The sequence below is a fragment of the Kineobactrum sediminis genome (genome assembly GCF_002868715.1).
GTDB classification, from domain to species: Bacteria; Pseudomonadota; Gammaproteobacteria; order Pseudomonadales; family Halieaceae; genus Kineobactrum; species Kineobactrum sediminis.
This window is the reverse complement of sequence record NZ_PKLZ01000003.1, coordinates 516301-534941: the sequence shown is the minus strand read 5'-3', so window position 1 is coordinate 534941 and position 18641 is coordinate 516301. Positions and strand designations below refer to the sequence as shown.

General features: G+C 59.3%; 15 protein-coding genes. 2 read left to right on the top strand and 13 right to left on the bottom strand.

The genetic code is table 11. The annotated features are described in order from the left end of the window. Positions 1-6 precede the first annotated feature (6 nt). From sdhA to sdhC, 3 genes are read right to left on the bottom strand one after another with little or no spacing between them, the layout of a single operon-like run. A complete protein-coding gene (gene sdhA, locus CWI75_RS07675; RefSeq protein WP_101520878.1) occupies positions 7-1779 on the bottom strand; it encodes a succinate dehydrogenase flavoprotein subunit in 1773 nt (590 codons plus the stop codon). Between the two features lie 3 nt (positions 1780-1782). Then, positions 1783-2145, bottom strand: a complete 363-nt coding sequence (gene sdhD, locus CWI75_RS07670) for a succinate dehydrogenase, hydrophobic membrane anchor protein (protein WP_101521022.1) — start codon at positions 2143-2145, stop codon at positions 1783-1785. Next, positions 2139-2513, bottom strand: coding sequence for a succinate dehydrogenase, cytochrome b556 subunit (gene sdhC / locus CWI75_RS07665; RefSeq protein ID WP_101520877.1), 375 nt, complete (start codon positions 2511-2513; stop codon positions 2139-2141). Before sdhC ends, sdhD begins: the two co-directional genes overlap by 7 nt. Positions 2514-2832: 319 nt before the next feature. Between sdhC and gltA the strand changes: the two genes are divergently transcribed. Both gltA and CWI75_RS07655 read left to right on the top strand, forming a co-directional pair. Next, complete coding sequence (gene gltA / locus CWI75_RS07660) at positions 2833-4122, top strand: citrate synthase (RefSeq protein ID WP_101520876.1); 1290 nt, start codon at positions 2833-2835, stop codon at positions 4120-4122. A 91-nt stretch (positions 4123-4213) separates the two neighbouring features. Continuing rightward, entirely contained in the window at positions 4214-5335 is a 1122-nt protein-coding gene (locus tag CWI75_RS07655) for a beta-ketoacyl-ACP synthase III (RefSeq protein WP_101520875.1), read from the top strand. Between the two features lie 23 nt (positions 5336-5358). Here the strand turns inward: CWI75_RS07655 and hisC are convergent, their stop codons facing one another. The 10 genes from hisC to zipA all read right to left on the bottom strand — a co-directional run bounded on the left by hisC (position 5359) and on the right by zipA (position 18633). After that, positions 5359-6417, bottom strand: coding sequence for a histidinol-phosphate transaminase (gene hisC, locus CWI75_RS07650; RefSeq protein ID WP_101520874.1), 1059 nt, complete (start codon positions 6415-6417; stop codon positions 5359-5361). Between the two features lie 134 nt (positions 6418-6551). After that, positions 6552-7814 (bottom strand): putative porin, encoded by a 1263-nt coding sequence (locus CWI75_RS07645; protein WP_101520873.1) that lies wholly within the window; start codon positions 7812-7814, stop codon positions 6552-6554. Between the two features lie 112 nt (positions 7815-7926). Beyond that, positions 7927-9213, bottom strand: coding sequence for a phosphate regulon sensor histidine kinase PhoR (gene phoR / locus CWI75_RS07640; protein WP_101520872.1), 1287 nt, complete (start codon positions 9211-9213; stop codon positions 7927-7929). Continuing rightward, a complete protein-coding gene (gene phoB / locus CWI75_RS07635; RefSeq protein WP_101520871.1) occupies positions 9210-9920 on the bottom strand; it encodes a phosphate regulon transcriptional regulator PhoB in 711 nt (236 codons plus the stop codon). Before phoB ends, phoR begins: the two co-directional genes overlap by 4 nt. 164 nt (positions 9921-10084) lie before the next feature. Further along, positions 10085-11137 carry a 2-oxoacid:ferredoxin oxidoreductase subunit beta gene (locus CWI75_RS07630; RefSeq protein WP_101520870.1) on the bottom strand — a complete coding sequence of 351 codons (1053 nt, stop codon included), beginning with the start codon at positions 11135-11137 and terminating at the stop codon, positions 10085-10087. Next, positions 11134-12999 carry a 2-oxoacid:acceptor oxidoreductase subunit alpha gene (locus CWI75_RS07625; protein ID WP_101520869.1) on the bottom strand — a complete coding sequence of 622 codons (1866 nt, stop codon included), beginning with the start codon at positions 12997-12999 and terminating at the stop codon, positions 11134-11136. Before CWI75_RS07625 ends, CWI75_RS07630 begins: the two co-directional genes overlap by 4 nt. Before the next feature lie 3 nt (positions 13000-13002). Beyond that, on the bottom strand, positions 13003-14781 hold the full coding sequence (locus tag CWI75_RS07620) for an FAD-dependent oxidoreductase (RefSeq protein WP_101520868.1): 1779 nt from the start codon (positions 14779-14781) through the stop codon (positions 13003-13005). Positions 14782-14957: 176 nt separating this feature from the next. After that, positions 14958-15563, bottom strand: a complete 606-nt coding sequence (locus tag CWI75_RS07615) for a transglycosylase SLT domain-containing protein (RefSeq protein ID WP_101520867.1) — start codon at positions 15561-15563, stop codon at positions 14958-14960. Continuing rightward, entirely contained in the window at positions 15560-17593 is a 2034-nt protein-coding gene (gene ligA, locus CWI75_RS07610) for an NAD-dependent DNA ligase LigA (RefSeq protein ID WP_101520866.1), read from the bottom strand. Before ligA ends, CWI75_RS07615 begins: the two co-directional genes overlap by 4 nt. Positions 17594-17607: 14 nt before the next feature. Then, on the bottom strand, positions 17608-18633 hold the full coding sequence (gene zipA, locus CWI75_RS07605; RefSeq protein ID WP_101520865.1) for a cell division protein ZipA: 1026 nt from the start codon (positions 18631-18633) through the stop codon (positions 17608-17610). Positions 18634-18641: the final 8 nt, after the last annotated feature.

Sequence of the window (18641 nt, the reverse complement as noted above, 5' to 3'; positions counted from 1 at the left end):
AACCTCTTAATAAGTCCGCGCCATGGGCTCGAACGTGGGAACAGTACGCGGCTTGAAATTCACACCGCGCTTGCCGACCCGCTTGTCTTCGGGGTAATACATGGAGTGGCACAACCAGTTCTCGTCGTCGCGTTCCTGGAAATCATCGCGGGCGTGGGCGCCGCGACTTTCCGTACGCGCCTCTGCGGTAATTGCCGTGGCTTCCGCCACTTCCAGCAGATTGTGCAGTTCCAGGGCTTCGATACGCGCGGTATTGAACGTCATGCTCTTGTCGGGCAGTGCGGCGCCCTCGATACGACCACGCAGTTCGGCCAGCTTGCTGACACCCTCCTGCATGAACTCGCCCTTGCGGAATACACCGAAGTAATTCTGCATGATGTTCTGCAACTCTTTGCGCAGATCGGGGATCTTGTCGGTGCCGGTGGCCGCTTCCAGTTTGTTGAGCCGGGACATGCCCTGCTCGATATCACTTTCGGAGGCATCGCGCATATCAATACCTTCGCGCAGGGCCTTTTCAATGAACAGGCCCGACGCCCGGCCAAACACCACCAGGTCCAGCAACGAATTGCCGCCCAGGCGATTGGCGCCATGCACCGACACACAGGCCACTTCACCGCAGGCATAAAGGCCGGGGATGATATGGTCGTTGCCCGCCGCATCAACCGTAATAGCCTGGCCGTTCACATTGGTGGGAATCCCTCCCATCATGTAATGGCAGGTGGGGACCACGGGGATGGGCTCTTTCACCGGGTCGACATGGGCAAAGGTACGCGACAGCTCACAGATACCCGGCAGGCGCGACTCCAGTACTTCTTCACCCAGGTGATCCAGCTTCAGCATGACATGATCGCCGTCGGGGCCACAGCCACGACCTTCGATGATTTCCAGGATCATGGAGCGGGCGACAACATCGCGACCGGCCAGGTCCTTGGCGTTGGGCGCATAGCGCTCCATGAAACGCTCACCATCCTTATTGATGAGATAACCACCTTCACCGCGACAACCTTCGGTCACCAGGGTGCCGGCGCCATAGATGCCGGTGGGGTGAAACTGCCACATTTCGATGTCCTGCACCGGGAAACCCGCGCGCAGGGACATGCCAATACCGTCGCCGGTATTGATGTGCGCATTGGTCGTGGATGCATAGATACGCCCCGCACCACCGGTAGCGAACACGGTAGCCTTCGCCTTTACATACACTGTTTCACCGGTTTCGATGCAAATCGCCATCACCCCGACAACGGATCCGTCCTGGTTCTTGACGATGTCAGTGGCGTACCACTCGTTCAGGAATACGGTTTCGTTCTTGATATTGCCCTGGTACAGCGTATGCAGCAGGGCGTGGCCGGTGCGGTCGGCCGCGGCGCAGGTGCGCGCAGCCTGGCCACCCTTGCCATAGTCCTTTGACTGGCCGCCGAAGGGACGCTGGTAAATGCGGCCCTCTTCCGTGCGCGAGAATGGCAGCCCCATGTGCTCGAGTTCGAATACGGCTTCCGGGCCGACACTGCACATGTATTCTATGGCGTCCTGGTCACCGATATAATCGGAGCCCTTGACGGTGTCGTACATATGCCAGCGCCAGTCGTCATTGGGATCGTCACTGGCGATCGCACAGGTAATACCGCCCTGGGCCGACACGGTGTGTGAGCGAGTGGGAAACACTTTGGAGATTACGGCTGTTTTATAGCCTGATTGCGCCAGCTGCAGTGCTGCGCGCATACCCGCGCCGCCACCGCCAACGATTACTCCATCAAACGAAATTGTACGCAATGCTGTCATAATTCAATATCCCCAGAGGATCTGTACGCCCAAGACCACATAGATAAAAATACCGAGGGCGATCACCAGCTGGCTTGTTATACGCAGAAAATTGCCGGTAGATCCCATCAGACGTTCGGTCAGGTAATCGGTGAGTACCGCCCACAGCCCTATCCAGGCATGCGCTGCAAGAGACAGCAGCGCCATCAGGCTGAACACCTTTACCCAGGTCTGCTCAAACAGTGCCTTCCAGCTAGGGTAATCCACCCCGCCGGCAATTGCCCAGGCTATGAACAGGAAATAGGCCAGCAGGATAACGCCAGTCACACGTTGTATCAGCCAGTCGGCGAGGCCATTCCGGCCCAGACTTGTTACTGCAGTTACCATATCCATAACCCCGCAAGCAGTGTCAGTACAATCGAGAGCACGATAACGAGACGCGCACTGAAGGTGCCGCCCTCAAGTGACTCGCCGATACCAAAATCCATGACCAGGTGCCTGACACCCGCCAGGGAGTGATAAATCAGCGCCGCCATGATCACCAGGAGAATCAACCGGGCGACGGGGCTGGTCAGGATATCCTGCAGGGCCGCGAAACTTTCCGGGCTACGCAGGCTCATATCCAGGGCCCAGATCAGAAACGCCATGGCGGCAAACAGGAACACACCGGATGCACGATGAGTAATGGAAGCCCACGCCGTAATGGGCAGTCTCATGCTGCCGATGTCCAGGTTTACGGGACGATTGTCTTTCACATCAGGTACCACCGTTACGAGCGCCACAGGGGCGATTAAAGGGGGCCGCTGCTGAAGCGCGGCGTTCGTGCCGTCCACGCAGGCAAGCGGAGAAAGCGCGGCGAATTATAGGCAGTTGCTCGTTCAAATACAAACTGGCGGCCCCGGGGCTTGCGTGACCGGGTGAATGTAACGAACGTCGCCTAACTCCGGATTGGACAATGCCGGATAATAGTGTTCGGAACGGGGCGATACGTGCAAATAGCGCCCGATTCATTGACAAAATCTCCCGAAACTCTATAGTTGGCCCCCCCGAAAGAAAGACAATGCAGGACCAGATATGAGTGACAAAAAAGCGACACTGACGGTAGACGGGTTAGATGGCAGCATCGAATTACCGGTTTACTCCGGCACGTTGGGCCCCAATGTAGTGGATGTGGGCGCCCTGACCGGCAAGGGCCTGTTCACCTATGACCCCGGATTCGTCTCCACCGCTGCCTGTGAATCGCAGATTACCTATATCGACGGCGAACAGGGTGTTTTGCTGCATCGCGGCTACCCCATAGACCAGCTGGCGGAAAACAGCGATTACCTGGAAACCTGCTATCTGCTGCTCTATGGCGAGTTGCCCAACGCCGCCCAGCAAGAGCATTTTGTCGGCACCGTGAAGCGTCATACCATGGTCCACGAACAAATTTCCACGTTCTTTAACGGTTTCCGCCGCGATGCCCACCCCATGGCCATCATGTGTGGGGTCGTCGGGGCACTGTCGGCTTTCTACCACGATTCCACGGACATTTCCGATGAGAACCATCGCGAAGTGGCGGCCTTCCGGTTGATCGCCAAAATGCCCACCCTGGCAGCCATGAGCTACAAATTCTCCGTCGGCCAGCCCTTCATGTACCCCGACAACAGCATGGGCTACGCCGAGAACTTCCTCCACATGATGTTCGGCAATCCCTGCGAACCCAGCAATATCAGCCCGGTGCTGGCCAAGGCCATGGACCGCATTTTCCTGCTGCACGCCGATCACGAACAGAATGCGTCCACCTCTACCGTACGCCTGGCGGGTTCTTCCGGCGCCAATCCCTTCGCCTGCATCGCAGCCGGCATCGCCGCCCTCTGGGGACCGTCCCACGGCGGCGCCAATGAGGCGGTACTGGAAATGCTGGAGGAAATCGGTGATGTCTCCAGGATTGACGAGTTTGTCTCCCGGGCCAAGGACAAGGACGACCCCTTCCGCCTGATGGGCTTTGGCCACAGGGTTTACAAGAACTTTGACCCCCGCGCCAAGGTGATGAAAGAAGCAGCGGATGAAGTGCTGGCAGAACTTGGCATAGACAACGAGCCTTTGCTGGCGATTGCCAAGCGCCTGGAACAGATCGCGCTGGAAGATCCCTACTTCATCGAACGCAAACTGTACCCCAATGTCGATTTCTACTCCGGCATCATCCTCAAGGCTATCGGTATCCCCACCAGCATGTTTACCGTCATCTTCGCGGTTGGCCGCACGGTGGGCTGGATTGCGCACTGGCACGAGATGATCAGTGGCAGCTATCGTATCGGTCGCCCAAGGCAGCTCTACACCGGCTATCCGCAACGGGACTATGTGTCCATTGACGGCCGCTGAAAGCACCCTGACCCTTTGGAAAAAAGGCCGCACTGCGGCCTTTTTTTGGTTACACTGGCACATCGCCACTCATTACAGGTTACGGCACTCAATGACTGACATTGTTATCAGCGGCACCGGGCTATACACCCCGGCAGAATCCATCAGCAACGAGGAGCTGGTGCACTCGTTCAATGCCTGGGTGGAACTGGCCAATGCGGCCAATGCCGATGCCATAGCCGCTGGAGAGCAGGCGCCCGTGCAACCCTCCTCGGCAGAATTCATTGAAAAGGCCTCGGGTATCAAGTCGCGTTACGTGATCAACAAGGCGGGGATCCTGGACCCGGAACGCATGGTGCCGCTGATTCCCGAACGCCCGGACCACGCAGCCTCGATACAGTGTGAAATTGGTGTCGCGGCCGCCCGTGAAGCAATGTCCCAGGCCGGTAAAACCGCTGCCGATATCGATGCCGTCATTGTGGCGTGTTCGAATCTGCAGCGCCCCTACCCCGCTATCGCGGTCGAGATCCAGGATGCACTGGGCATCCGGGGTTACGGCTTTGACATGAACGTAGCCTGCTCTTCCGCTACGTTCGGCATCCAGCAGGCCCGGGATGCAGTCAGCACCGGCAGCGCACGTTGCGTACTGATTATCAATCCCGAAATCTGCAGCGGCCACCTGAATTTTCGCGATCGCGACTCGCATTTCATTTTTGGCGATGTGTGTACGGCCATTATCGTTGAACGCCAGGACACCGCTACCGCTGACGACTGTTACCGTATTCTGGACAGCAAACTGCAAACCCTGTTTTCCAACAATATCCGCAATAACTTCGGCTTTCTCAACCGCGCCGATGAATCGGGTATCGGCGCCGCCGACAAGCTGTTTGTGCAGGAAGGGCGCAAGGTCTTCAAGGAGGTGTGCCCGGCGGTGGCCAGGCAGATCAGCGAGCAACTGGAGCAGCTGGATATCGCGCCACAGGCACTCAAGCGGCTATGGCTGCACCAGGCCAACCTGAGCATGAACCAGCTGATCTCACGCAAGGTGCTGGGGCGTGACGCCACAGCGGAAGAAGCACCCATCATTCTCGATGAATACGCCAATACCAGCTCTGCAGGTTCCGTCATCGCCTTCCACAAGCACCGCACTGATTTCCAGGCCGGCGACCTGGGCGTGCTGTGCTCTTTTGGCGCCGGTTACAGTATCGGCAGTGTGATCCTGCAGCGGATTTAACACCGCCCCCCCCTGCAGCCGCGTTACAGCAGTGCCGGCAGGGCGTCCAGCAGAGCGTCACACTGGGCATCAGTGCCAACCGTGATCCGCAAATAACCGGCAATGCGCGGCTTGTCGAAGTAGCGCACTATGATGCCCTGCTCGCGCAGAGCGAGAAACAGCGCGCCGGTATCGCGGTCGTTGCCCGGGCTGGCCAGGATAAAGTTCGCGGCCGAAGGCAGCACACTGAACCCCAGGGCCTCCAGGCCGCGGGTGAGGCGCTCCCGGCTGGCGATAACCCTGTCACAACACTCGCGGAACCAGTCCTCGTCTGCCAGCGACGCCAGCACGGCGGCCTGGGCCACAGCGTCCAGCGGATAGGAATTGAACGAGTTCTTGACGCGCTGCAGGCCGTCGATCAAGGCTGCCTGGCCGAAGGCCACTCCCACCCGCAACCCCGCCAGGGCCCGGGACTTGGAGAGGGTTTGCACAACCAGCAGGTTGTCGAAGTCGTTGATCAGGGTAATCGCGGATTCACCCCCGAAATCAATATAGGCTTCATCGATCACCACCACGCTATCGGGGTTGGCGGCCACCAGTGCGCGTATTTGCGCCAGGCTCAGCAGCAGCCCGGTGGGCGCATTCGGGTTCGGCACAATAATGCCGCCGTTGGGGCGGGCGAAGGCGCTGGTATCAATACTGAAATCCGCGCCCAGTGGCACCCGCTCATAACGGATGCCATAGAGCTCACACCAGACCGGGTAGAAACTGTAAGTGATATCCGGGAACAGCAGAGGCCGTTGTTGTTGTAACAAACCCTGGAACACATGGGCCAGCACTTCGTCCGAACCGTTACCAAGGAATACCTGGTCAGGATGCAGACCGTGATAATCGGCAAAAGCCTGACGTAACCGGGCAGACTCGGGATCGGGATAGCGTCGCAGCGCGTCACTCTCGATCTGCTGCACTGCCGCCACTACTGCAGGCGATGGCGGATACGGCGATTCATTGGTATTCAGCTTGATCAGACGCTCGTGCCGGGGTTGCTCACCGGGCACATAGGGCGTCAGACGCCGGGTGACGTCACTCCAGAAGCGGCTCATGGGTTATCCTGCAAATAGTGATGGAACCCTGCGAACTCACAGCGGGCGAAGTAACCTGCTGGCCTGCGCGGGGTCTGGTCCGGCATTCTAACCCGGCACCGGGCCAAAGCAAATTATGTGGCCGGCCGTGCCATTTAGTATTTGAAAATGGTATCGAACACAACCCGGTCATAGTCAGTACCACTTCCCGTGCGATTTTCCCCGGCATCATTGTCCACGAACACGGTGAAACCCACCGTCCAGTCGCGAGCTACCGCATAACTTCCAAACAGCTTGTGGCCCTGGATATCACTACCCCCACCACCCACGTTGGAATCCCGCAACAGGGCCAGTACCGAGTCTGCCTCAACATCTTCGTATTGATAGCCCACCTGCCAGCTGCCGGCCGCACTGGCTTTGCCCAGGCGTGCACCGGCCAGCCAACCGGTATCATAGGTATCTGCATCAAGATTACGGATATAGTCAGCGTAAAAGTTCAGCGGCATCGCAAAGCCGGAATAGGTCAGCTCGGCAAACAGCTCGAGCTCTTCATAATCGAGCAGGTAAGCGCAATTGTCGGCATCGGTGCAGTTGAAACTGTTGCCAAAGAAATCATCGGCATCGCCAAAGAAAGAGCTTTCGCCCTGTACTGGCACGTCAAAATAAGCGGCCCCGGCAGTAATTGACACAGTGTCCCCTACAGGCAGGCGCGCGCCCCCCTGCAAGCCGTAATAAAAAGTGTGGTTATCACGCCTGCTGTCGCTCTCGAGACCAATGGCAGCGGCGTTGATGAACAACTGCTCGCCGGACCAGCCAAAAGCCAGGCCTTCAGGGGTATAGTCAGAGTCCCAGGCCAGCCCGGCGCCCCCGGGACGATAGAAGTTATTTTTCATTTTGCCGGCTGTCACGTAGGCGCCATTGAACGGGCGCCATTTTGCATAGGCCTGGTCAAGATACAGGTCTTTTGAGGTGCCGCCACTACCCAGCGTGGTGTTGCCACTCACCGGGCTTTCGCTGCCGGCGGCGAGCCGCAGGCCGATCTCGACATCATTAGACAGTCGGGCCACTGCACCGAAACGGGCGCGCAACCGGTGCCGGCTGCGAATATCGCGGGATTCGACGTCAATTTCCTCGTAGCGGTAACGAAAGTCGCCACTGAACGTCGTGCCCGGCGCCCATTCTTCAACGGTACGGCCCGCCTCCTGTGCTTCCGTGCGCGCAAGTTGCACTTCCGACACCGTGGCCTCGGCCACTTGCCGCAGCTCGCGGTTTTCTTCCTCAAGCACCCCGACCCGTTCCGCCAGGCGCAGCATTTCCGCCCGAAGCTGGGCAAATTCCTCTTCGCTTACTGCAGCGGCAGCGCTACCGGAGAACAGAAACACAATACATGCCGCCCTGGCGGCCAGATAAGTTCGCATAAATACACCCCTTGTTTTGCGCACGGCAATGTTACCGTTTATCGGGTGTCTTGAAATTATTTTTGTTACAAAAAAATGACAGAGAACATCTACATTTCGCAACAGGGTCGTTTTAGTCGGTACCTGAGCGGGGAAATATCAAGGTGAACGTACTACCCACACCGAGCGTGCTGTCAATATGCAGCTCGGCATTGTGGCTGGCAGCAACGTGCTTGACGATGGCAAGGCCCAGCCCGGTGCCTCCGGTCCGGGAAGAGCGGCTGTTATCCACTCGATAAAAACGCTCGGTGAGTCGCGGCAGGTGCACGGGATCAATACCCTCACCCCGGTCCTCCACCGACAACACCAGTTTGTCACCCGAGCGATGCCACTTTATGGTAACAAGACCCTCATCGGCACTGTATTTGCAAGCGTTGAGAACCAGGTTGGAGACGGCGCTGTACAGTTCCCGATAGTCAGCGAGTACCTTATCAGTAGTGTCCAGCTGCAGGTCCAGCTGTCGCTGGGGGTGTATCGTGCGCACTTCCTCCCGGAGTTCGTGCAGCAACCCGCCCATATCCACCAGCTCGAGGTGTCGCCCACTGGCCGGGCCCTCAATACGATTGAGCCACAACAGGTCCTTGAGCAGCGCCTCCATACGTTGCGCCTGCTGTGCAATCTGTTGCAGCGGCCGCTGCAGGCGCTCGTTGAATAATCCCGGATTGCCCAGGATCGTATCCACGTAACCGCTGATAACGGTCAGCGGCGTACGCAACTCGTGGGACACATTACCCAGAAAATCCCGTCGCATCTGCTCCAGCCTCTCCTCGCGGGTAGTATCCCGAACGAATACCAGCCGATCGCCTCCTCCGAAGGAGGTGACGGAAAACAGCAGGAACCGCTCCTGGCCAGAGGTGAACCACGCCCGCAGCGGCTCCTGAAAGTCCCCGGCCACAAAGTAATCGTGAAATTCAGGCAGGCGCACCAAGTTCAGCATATTGTGGCCGCGATCGCCGGGATAGCGCAGCCCAAGCAGGCGCTCTGCCGCTGCATTGCTCCATTCGATCGCACCTGAGGCAGTGACCATGACCGCACCATCATAAATGGAGGACAGCGAGTCCTGCAGGTAATCCAGCCGCGAGTGCAAAAGCGCCTTTTGCTCGCCCACCTCGCGCCAGCGCCGATACAACCGGCTATAAACATCACCCCAGATGCCGGGGGCATCGGGTGGTGGTTTTTCGGGACCGATAAGCCAGGAATACAACTGTTGCAACTGATACAGCCAGTACCCCAGCAGTGCCAACAGCCCCAGGCTCAGGATGAGGGACGGCGCCCCGAGAAACCATCCCACAAGCCAGGCGAACGCCACCAGCAGCACGAGGCGACGCCATGGCCCCCACCAGTTACCGCTGTCGCTCACCGGGCGGCTGTTCCCCGCGCCGAGAAGCGATACCCCGTACCGCGCACGGTCTGGATCAGGTCGCTGTAATCGTTGTCCGGGGTTTGCAGGGCCTTGCGCAAGCGTCGGATGTGAACATCCACGGTGCGTTCTTCGACATAGACATTGGCACCCCAGACCTGGTCCAGCAACTGGCTGCGGCTATAGGCCCGCTCGGGATGAGACATAAAGAACTGCAGCAGATTGAACTCCGTTGGCCCCATTTCCAGGGCCCGTTCACCGAGAAATATACGACGGCTGTCGCCGTCCAGTACCAGGTCCTGCACCTGCAACTTCTCCAGGTGTTCACCGCCGGGCATCCGCCGCAACAGCGCCGTGATACGCGCCATGAGCTCGCGGGGTGCAAAGGGCTTGGTAATATAATCGTCGGCCCCTACATCCAGCCCCTGGACCAGGTTATCCTCCGCCGTTTTTGCGGTCAGCATGATCACCGGCAATTCCCGGGTGACTTCGTTGCCCTTGATGCGCCGGAGCAGCTCCAGCCCACTGCCACCGGGCAACATCCAGTCCAGTAATACCAGGTCGGGCCGCTCATCGATTATCAGTGTGTAGGCGTCACGTATATTTTCCGCTTCAAGAACGCGGAACCCGGAGAGTTCCAGCGCCATGCGCAGCATATCGCGAATTGCGAATTCATCATCGACGATCAGTACCTGGCGTTCACTCATTTGTCACATTATCCTCATTTGCCTGCGTCTGGCCCCTATTAGATGAGGTAATTATGACAATAAAATGACAAACAACGCCGATGGGCCAATAACTTGCCTGTCATGGCTGAAAAACCGCGGTAAATCACCTGTTCGTCGATTCACCGGGTGCCGAAAGCCGGGCTTCAGCGCAAACTGGCGTTGATATTGGCCAGCACCTTGTTACCCGGGCAAAGATCCGGCTCTTGCAGAGCGTTCAGTGGTCGCCGTGAGGTCTCAAGCACATCGTGCAGGTCGCGAGAGTCCTTGTCCATATAGATCAGCCCGGTAAGAATATGGCCCTTTGCGCGGTGCTGCTCCAGGGTAACCATCGCCGACAGCCGGTCAAAGGGGTCGAGATTCTCCGACACTTTTTCCAGATGCAAAACGGACCCGTCATGCATTGTTACTTCATGGGTCTTGCCGGCAACGTAATGGGTGGTGATTTCCTCGCGCATGGGTACAAAATCCACCGTGCCGGTAGCCTGGGCATGATCGCGCACAAAATCATAGCTCTTGGTGGACTCGGTGTTGTTATTGAAGGTAACGCAGGGCGACACCACATCAATCAGGGCAAAGCCCCGATGAGAAATCGCGGCCTTGATCAGCGGCACCAGCTGGCCCTTGTCCCCGGAAAAACTGCGCGCCACAAAGGTCGCGCCCAGCTGCAGGGCAAGACCCGGCAAATCAATTGCCGAGAACGGGTTGGGATCACCCTTCTTGCTGGCGGAGCCCTCGTCGGCAGTGGCGGAGTCCTGGCCCTTGGTCAGGCCGTAACAGCCATTGTTCATCACGATATAGACCATGTTCAGGTTGCGACGAACGGCGTGCGCAAACTGGCCCATGCCGATGGACGCAGTATCACCATCTCCGGAGACACCCAGGTAGAGAAGGTCCCGGTTGGCCATGGCCGCACCGGTCACCACCGACGGCATGCGCCCGTGTACCGAGTTGAAGCCATGGGATTTGCCCAGGAAATAGGTGGGCGTCTTGGACGAACAGCCAATGCCCGAGAGCTTGGCTATCCGGTGGGGTTCCAGCGACAATTCATGGCAGGCGCGAACGATGGCCCCGCTGATGGAGTCGTGGCCGCAGCCCGCACACAGCGTGGAAATGGCCCCTTCGTAATCGGCCTTGGTGTAACCGAGGTCATTGACCGGCAAGCCCGGGTGACGAAAAGTGGGTGACTGGTAGCTCATGCCCTGTTCTCCGGAACCGCCGAAACAATCCTCTCGCGGCGCAATGGGGTAACGTTATAGCCCGGCATCTGCAGCAGGATCTGCTTGCGGATATTGCGGGCACTGATCGGGTTGCCGTCAAAACAAAGCACGGACTTGAGTTTGTCGGGGCCCAGCTCAAACTCGGCCATCAGCAGGGTACGCAGCTGGGCGTCCCGGTTCTGCTCAATCACGAATACCCGTTCATGGCGCGCGATGAAGGCCTCCACTTCTTCATTGAAGGGGAAGGCACGCACCCGCATGGCGTTGAGATGAACCCCTTCGGCCGCCAGGTAATCCGCCGCCTCCATCGAGGATTGCTCGCTGGTGCCGTAAAACAGCACCGCGGTATCGGTAGCCTGTGCTGCCGGGTGCTCTATCGGTGCCGGCACCCAGGATTTGATGGTTTCCCACTTGGCCATCAACCGGTGCATGTTCTTCTCGTATTCCTCGCCTTTTTCGGTATACACGGCGTACTCGTCGCGCGAGGTTCCGCGGGTAAAGAAAGCCCCTTTGCTGGGGTGGGTACCGGGAACGGTGCGATAACAGATGGCGTCGCCATCCACATCCAGGTAGCGCCCGAATCGCTCCATGGAATCCAGGTCTTCCGCACTCAGCACCTTGCCGCGATCGTAGGTGCGAACATCGTCCCAGACCAGGGGGGCCGACATGTTGTCATTCATGCCCAGGTCGAGGTCGGTGAGCAGGATGATGGGCGTCTGCAGGCGGTCGGCGAGATCAAAAGACAGCGCGCCAAATTCAAAACACTCACTGGGCGTGGACGGAAACAGCAGTACCTGTTTGGTATCGCCGTGGGAGGCGTAGGCCGCGGCCAGCACATCGGATTGCTGGGTGCGCGTGGGCATGCCGGTGGAGGGCCCGGCCCGCTGCACATCGAACAATACGGCGGGGATCTCGGCGAAGTAGGCAAGGCCCAGGAACTCACTCATCAGCGACAGGCCAGGCCCACTGGTGGCGGTAAAGGCACGGGCGCCATTCCAGCTCGCGCCCACCACCATGCCGATGGCGGCCAGTTCATCCTCGGCCTGCACGATGGCGTAATTCCTGCGCCCGGTGCCGGCGTCGATCCGCAGGCGCTTGGCATAGCGCTCGAATGCATCCACAACCGAGGTGGACGGTGTAATCGGGTACCAGGCAGCCACGGTGGCGCCGCCATAGATCGCGCCCAGCCCCAGGGCCGTATTGCCGTCGAGCAGAATCTGGTCGCCCACTTTATCGGCAGTGCGCAAGCGGATACCCAGCGGGCAGGACACATTGTCCTTGGCATACTGGTACCCGAGCTCCAGCGCCTGGATATTGGGCGCTATCAGTTTTTCCTTGCCCTTGAACTGGTCTTCAACCAGCCCGGTGAGCACCGCAAAATCCATGTCCAGTAAAGCTGCGAGGGCACCCACATAGATCACGTTACGGAACAGCTGGCGCTGGCGGGGATCGTGGTACTGGTCATTGCAGATACGGGTCAGCGGTATGCCGATGATATTGACATCATTGCGGATCAACCGCAGGTCGAGGGGCTTGGTATTGTCATAGATGAAGTAACCGCCCGGCTCTACCTCTTCAATATCAGTGGGCATACTCTGGGGATTGACGGAAAGCATGATATCAACGCCACCACGCCGGCCCAGGTAACCTCTTTCACTGACCCGCACTTCATACCAGGTGGGCAGGCCCTGGATGTTCGAGGGAAAGATATTCTTCGGGCACACCGGCAAGCCCATCCGGAACACGGCCTTGGCGAACAGGTTGTTGGCACTGGCGCTGCCGGTGCCATTTACATTGGCGAACTTGATAACGAACTCGTTGACGGATTCCAGGGATTGCATGTTTTATTGTCCCGCCTTGGCCACATTGTAGAGAAACTTCTGCATGTCCCAGGCAGCCGTCGGGCAGCGCTCGGCACACAGCCCGCAGTGCAGGCACACGTCTTCATCTTTCACCATCACCCGACGGGTGGGTAAATCCGCCGACACATACAGATCCTGTGTCGGGTTATTCGCCGGTGCGCTCAGTTGTTGCCGGAGAACCGGTTCCTCGGCGTTCTCGGTAAACGTTATGCAGTCCGTTGGGCAAATATCGACGCAGGCATCGCACTCGATGCAACGCGCCTCTTCAAACACGGTCTGCACATCACAATTGAAACAGCGCTCCGCTTCCCGGTAACCCGTGGCCGGGTCAAACCCCAGCTCCACCTCCAGCTTGCGATTGCGCAGGGATTCCTCCAGCGGCGCCATCGGCACCATAAAGCGTTTATCCACCTCCACCGCGTTATCGTAACTCCACTCGTGAATACCCATTTTCTGGGTCACCAGGTTGGTAAACGGGGGCGGCCTCTTGCTGACCGGTTCGGCGCGGCAGAACAGATCAATACTGACCGCCGCCTGGTGGCCGTGGGCCACCGCGGTGATGACGTTCTCGGGGCCGAAGGCGGCATCACCACCAAAAAACACTTTCGGGTTGGTGGACTGAAACGTTGTTTTGTCCACTATCGGCATGTCCCATTTGTCGAATTCGACACCGAGATCACGCTCAACCCAGGGGAAGGCATTGTCTTGGCCGATGGCCATCAGTACATCGTCCGCGGGCATGAACACCAGGTCTTCGCCGGTGGGCACCAGGCTGCGCTTGCCGTTGGCGTCGTACTCGGCTTTTACTTTTTCAAACAGCATACCCTGCAGCTTGCCGTCCTCAACCACGAACTCCTTCGGCACATGGTTATCGAGGATGGGAATGCCCTCGTGCATGGCATCCTCTTTTTCCCAGGGAGAGGCTTTCATGTCGGCGAACGGACTGCGCACCACCACCCGCACGTCCTCGCCCCCGAGCCGACGAGAGGTACGGCAACAATCCATCGCCGTATTGCCGCCGCCAAGTACCAGCACGCGCTTGCCAATTTGCTCGGTGTGTTCGAAGGCAACACTGGCAAGCCAGTCGATGCCGATATGGACACTTTTGCCGGCCTCTTCCAGCCCTGGCAACTCGAGCCCCTTGCCCCGGGGTGCGCCGGTGCCGACGAATATCGCGTCGTAGTCTTTTTCCACAATACTGGCCAGGCTGCTGACTTCGGTATCGAAATGGGTCACCACACCCATATCCAGGATGTAACCCACTTCCTCATCAAGCACCGTGATGGGCAGGCGAAACGAGGGAATCTGGCTGCGCATCATACCGCCGCCGGCAAACTGGTTATCGTAGATGTCGATGTTGTAGCCCAGCGGCATCAGGTCGCGCGCCACGGTGAGCGATGCAGGGCCCGCGCCAATCAGCGCAATGCGCTTGCCATTTTTCTGTTCGGGAACCACCGGCAGGCGTGCGGAAATGTCACTCTTGTTATCCGCTGCCACCCGCTTCAGGCGGCAGATTGCCACCGGCTCTTCGCCGTTGCCGACGCGCCCGCGACGACAGGCGGGTTCGCAGGGCCGGTCACAGGTGCGCCCCAGTATTCCCGGGAAAACATTGGATTCCCAGTTCACCATGTAGGCGTCGTCATAACGCCCTGCTGCAATCAGACGAATATATTCCGGGACTGGCGTATGCGCGGGACAGGCATACTGGCAGTCAACGACCTTATGGAAATATTCAGGGTTCTTTATATCGGTAGGGTTCACTGACTCGACCTTTTATCACCTGTTACTGGACCCGCATGCGCGGCTGTCTAGGTATAAAAGTGTGGCACAAACTCGCGCAGCTTTCATCTGCCAGGCTTGCAAAATACGCCTGTTATGCCAATAAAGCGCCGATTTGGCCAGTGTCGACAGCATTCTTGAACCAGGGTGCGGAAGCGTCAGAACAGCCCAAAAAACCGTTTCCGGCGTTTCAGTGAGTCCTCGCAGCGAGCCAGTTGCGCCTGGTAAAGACCCGCCCTGGAATTCACCTTGTTGGCGACCCCCAGCAGCCACGCCTTGTTGCGGTAACTGCCTCGATTATAACCACCATGACCCTCGTGATAGGCGAGGTACAGGCCATAGGCATCGCTACCGGCAATACCGCTGCGCTTTACAGACTGATCGTTATACCAGCCGATAAAATGTATCGCGTCACCAAAATCGTCGCGATCCGCCCGATAGCGGCCGGTACTGCGTTGATAGGCTTTCCAGGTGGAACCCAGGGCCTGGCTGTAACCGTAGGAGTCAGAGGGCCGGGGACCTGGAATAAAACCCAGAATTTTACGCCGCGGCGGCTTTGCCTTCGCCGCGAACCGGGACTCCTGGTGCATGATCGCCAGCATCACGGGTATGGGGCTGTTCCATTCATCCCGGGCCCTGGCGGCGTCTTTGTACCAGCCTTTTTTTTCACTGAAAATACTGCAGGAATTATCCGGATTACGCGGTGGACTGGTCGTACAGGCAGACAACAGCACCAGCAGGATCAATACACCACACAGTCTCACAAACGCACTCCATACTCTGCCAGGATCATCAGAAAGGCGGATTCGTCTATCACGGTAACACCGAGCTCCGTGGCCCGGTCAAGCTTGGAACCGGCACCAGGGCCCGCGACCACGGTATCGGTATTGGCCGATACGCTCCCCGCCACTTTGGCGCCCAGGCTGCGCAGATAGTCTTTGGCCGCGTTTCGATCAAGGCTGTCGAGCTTGCCGGTCACCACCCAGGTCTGGCCGGATAATGGCAACGCGGCAGCGGGCTCCCGCTCCAGGTCGGGCCAGTGGACGCCGGCCTCGCGCAGGGCCCGGACCACTGCCATGCTGTCCGCGGAATCAAAGAACTGGCGCAGGTGATCCGCCACCACCGGGCCTACATCAGGCACCGCCAGCAAAGCCTCCTCGCTGGCCGAGGACAATGCCTCCCAACTGCCAAAGTGGCTCGCCAGGCTCGCCGCGGTGGCCTCTCCCACCTCGCGGATACCCAGGGCATAGATAAACCGCGGCAAGGTGGTTGCCTTGCTTTCTTCAATCGCGGCCAGCAGTTTGTCTACCGACTTGTCACCCATGCGCTCCAGGGTCAGCCACTGCTCCCGGGGCAAGGTATAAATATCCGCCACGGTGTGGACCAGCCCATTATCAACCAGCTGCTCCACCAGCTTGTCGCCAAGGCCGTCAATATCCAGCGCCCGGCGCGACACGAAATGCTTCAACGCCGCCTTCTGCTGTGCCTGGCATACCAGTCCGCCCAGGCAGCGTAGCGCGGCCTCGCCCGGCTCCCGCTCAACCGCAGAACCGCATACCGGGCAGGCCTCCGGGAAAACAATCGGCCTGGTATCATCGGGGCGTTTTTCATGAACCACCGACACCACCTTGGGAATGACATCACCGGCCCGGCGCACGATTACCGTATCGCCAATGCGGACATCCAGGCGCGCCACTTCATCGGCATTGTGCAGGGTGGCATTGCTCACCGTAACGCCGCCCACGAAGACCGGTTCCAGCCGTGCCACCGGGGTAATGACGCCGGTGCGACCCACCTGGAAATCCACTGCCAGCAGGCGAGTCATTTCTTCCTGAGCGGGAAACTTGCGCGCAATGGCCCAGCGCGGGGCCCGCGATACGAAGCCCAGGCGCGCCTGCAGGGCCAGGTCGTTTACCTTGAAGACCACGCCGTCGATATCATAGGGCAGGCTATCGCGGCGTGCGGCAAGCTCCTCATAGTAGGCGTCGCAGGCTTCGATGCCCCGCACCACCCGGGACTCGCTGTTAATGCGCAGGCCCCAGGTGTGCAGGCAGTCGAGTACATCAGAGTGCCGGGGCGGCAGCTGCCCACCCTCGAACAGGCCGACACTGTAGCAGCACATTTGCAGTGGCCGCTGGGCGGTAACACGGGGATCGAGCTGGCGCAGGCTACCGGCGGCCGCATTGCGCGGGTTTACAAAAGTTTTCTCATCGCGTGCGCGGGCATCGGCATTAAGCTGGTCGAATCCGGCCCGGGGCATGTAGATTTCACCCCGCACTTCAAGCCGCGGCGGATAGCCGCTGCCGCGCAGGCGCAGCGGTATCGACGCAATGGTACGCACGTTGAGGGTAATATCCTCGCCGGTTCGGCCGTCGCCACGGGTGGCGCCCTGTTCGAGCCTGCCTTCGCGATACAGCAGGCTGACTGCGATCCCGTCCAGCTTGGGCTCACAGGCAAACTCCAGTGGCTCTGCCGACCCGCCCAGGCGCTCTTCCAGGCGGCGGTAGAAACTCTCCATCTCCTGGCTGCTGAAGGCGTTATCCAGGGACAGCATCGGCAGCTCATGCTGCACCTGCCTGAATTCGCCCAGGGGTGCCCCACCGACGCGCTGGCTGGGTGAATCCGGGGTTACAAGTTGCGGATGCGCCTGTTCCAGGGCCTGGAGCTGCCGCATGCACCGGTCGTACTCGGCATCGGGTACGCGCGGGGCATCCAGCACATAATATTGATAGTTCCAGTCGTCGAGTTGTTCGCGCAGCTTCGCCACTTCATGTTCAGGGGAGCCCTCAACCATCCTGCTGCACCGCCTCAGTGAGCCCTGGCAAGCATGCGTCGCTCAAGATCACGAATCTGCTGGCGGCAGTGCTCAAGTGTTTGCCGGGTGACCACACTGCGGCTTTCATCCAGCACATCGCCGTCAAGGTTGCGCGCCACCGCCTGGGCCGTCTCGAGCATGTAATCGAAGGCCTGCATCATGTCTTCGGGGCCCGGCAGGGTGACGAAGAATACGAGTCCGGGAGTCGTGAAATCGGACATATTATCAATATCAAATACGCCCGGCTGCATCATATTGGCGACACTGAACTGGATAGCGCCGCGGCCGGCCTCGAACTCGTGACGGTGGAAGAAACACATATCCCCAAAGCGCAGGTCGCAGGCCAGCAGGATATGCAGGATATCTTCACCGGCAAACCCTTCCGGCTTGCGGGCCACGACATTAAGCATGAACACTTCCGGCTCGATATCCCTGGGCAGGCGTCCGGGTGCCTCCCGGCTGCTGTCCCGGCCGTCGGCTTCCCCGGTCTCCAGCGACTCCAGCCAGTCGAGATTCTCGGGTTCCCGGGCACCGCTCAGGCCGGTTACCAGCTCATCGTCATCATGTGCCGATGAGTTGTGCCCGCGAGAGGAAGGCACAGGGTCGGGCATGACGGGAGCCGAGGGCGCGGGTTCCGCCGCCACCGGTTCCGGTTCCCCCGCCGCGGCTTCTTCCGGGGCGGGTTCCTTTGCTGGCGCAGCCCCGGTTGTATTGCGGATGGGCTTGCGGGCCGCACGCCTGGTTTCGCGTTCAGCCTCTCGCTCGGTCTTGCGCTCTGCCTTGTGCTGGGCCGCCGCATCCAGCAGGTCGCCGCGATTGACCACCCGGGCCCCACCATTGGGCAACTCCCGCAATGGGACGATATCATCAAGGTCATCGTCGTCGGCGCCGCTGGCATTCAGGTTCACCCGCAGCGACGCACGGCGGTCGTTGCGCATTCGTCGCCAGGCGTCCAGCAATACGGCCAGAATCAGCAGCACACCTGCTATCACCATCCAATCGCGTATCGTCAAGTCCATCACCGTTG